This window comes from Streptomyces sp. NPDC002835 (assembly GCF_053591995.1).
Genome location: NZ_JBSFUW010000122.1, coordinates 1 through 1,686, shown reverse-complemented (window position 1 = coordinate 1,686; position 1,686 = coordinate 1). Strand labels below are relative to the sequence as shown.

Sequence of the window (1,686 nt, the reverse complement as noted above, 5' to 3'; positions counted from 1 at the left end):
CTAGCCTCGCCGTTTCGGTTGGGTTGATGAGACGTTGTTGATCGTTAATTGTCAGGTGGGTGAGGCGTTTTTGCTGCTTGGGCATGGTGGAGTCCCGGCGCGGTGGTCGGGTTCTCCAAGGTCTTTCGGGTCGTGGGCGGGCAGGGGGTCGTCGGTCAGCCGGCGGGACGGGGCAGTGCGGCGAGGCGGTGGAAGGCTGTGGCGAGTTCGTGTCTCCAGGGCCAGGTCGCCGATATCCGTAGTCGCAGGCGTCGGCCTCCTCGGGTGAGGCGGGCGGCGACGTGCAGCAGCCGGTAGCGGAGCTTCTTCGGTTCGGCGGTGGCCAGCTCGCCGTCCAGTAGCAGGAAACGGGTCCAGGCCAGCAGGTCGATTGCCGCGAGGCTGAGTTCGAGCCAGACGGCGTTGATGCCGAAGTCGCGGGAGGGGAAGCGGCCGAATCCGGTGGCCTTGCCGCACCGGATGTGGTCCTCGACGCATGTATGCCCGCGGTGACGGACCTCCAGGAACTGGGCGGAACCACCACCCGAGTAAGGGGTGTCGGTGAGGAACACCTGATGCCGTAGGCCCTCGTCCTGGTCGAACAGGGACAGCTGAGCGCCGGGGTGCGGCCGTTCCCGGCGCACGATGATGCGGGTGCCGGCCGGATAGCCGTCCAGGTCGACCATGCCGGTCAGCTCGGCGACCTCGGCCCCGGCACGCAAGGTCCCGTCCTGGTCCAGGGCGGGATGCCAGAGGCGGTCGGGCATGGCCCGAATGGCCCGGCGGACCGGCCCGGTGATGGAGTATCCGGCCGAGAAGAAGGTACGGATCCCTCGTTTCCGCAGGTCACGGATATGAGCGAGGAAGGCTTTCGCGGATCCGGCGCCGTCGGTGCGGATGAGGATGTCGGTTCCGTGCCGGTGGGCGTCGGGAATCTGCGCGAGTGCCTGGTCGAGCACCATGATGTGGTCGGTGGCGGTGTTGGCGCCGGCATTGCCGGGCCGCAGCCGGCCGGACAGTGCCTCGCCGGTGTTGGCCAGGAAACACAGCAGCGGGTGGAAGCCGAAGCCGCCCTTGTAGGTGGGTGCGGCCTGCTGTTTCTCGGAGTGACAGGAGACCAGCGTGGCATCGAGGTCCAGGACCAGCCCGGGCAGAGTGCGTCCCGCGGCACTGGCTGCGGGTATGCCCTCGCCGTGCTCGGCGGCCTGCAGCCAGGCGACTTCGCGGGCCTGGGCGCGGGCCGTTCGCAGCGAAGCCAGTGCCCTCTCGTCGATGTCGGCGAGCAGCCGCCAGGCCGTCGGTGTCGAGGCGACAGAGCCGAACACCCCTGCCTGGTCACGCAGTACGGCCAGATCCCCGATGGCCTCACCGCCGTCGGCCAGCATCACCGCCAGGTCGGTGGCGATCCGGCCCGGATCATGTCCGGTCCCACGCGGTCGAAGCGGCCTGAGCGCGGCGGAATACGCAGCGCTCAGACCGGTGGCATCAGCGAGATCCGCCAGCAACCGTGCCCCGACATGACCGACCACCCCCGCACCATCGGCACTGACGTGGACCCTGGGACGCAACCCGATACCCTGCACGTAGAAAGTGCCCTCCGCCTGGACCGATAGAACCCCTCAGCAAGGTTCATCGTCCCAGGTCAGGAAGGCACTTTCGCGTTTCCGCCCCACCAGCCGCCGCACCCAAGCGAAACGGCGAGGCTAG

1 protein-coding gene is annotated in these 1,686 nt (G+C 68.5%); it reads right to left on the bottom strand.

Going from position 1 to position 1,686, the window contains the following annotated elements; translation table 11 throughout:
* Nucleotides 1-155: 155 nt before the first annotated feature.
* Nucleotides 156-1,562: an IS1380 family transposase gene (locus tag ACWD01_RS37410; RefSeq protein ID WP_451168444.1), complete on the bottom strand. Its 1,407-nt coding sequence runs from the start codon at nucleotides 1,560-1,562 to the stop codon at nucleotides 156-158.
* Between the last annotated feature and the right edge of the window lie 124 nt (nucleotides 1,563-1,686).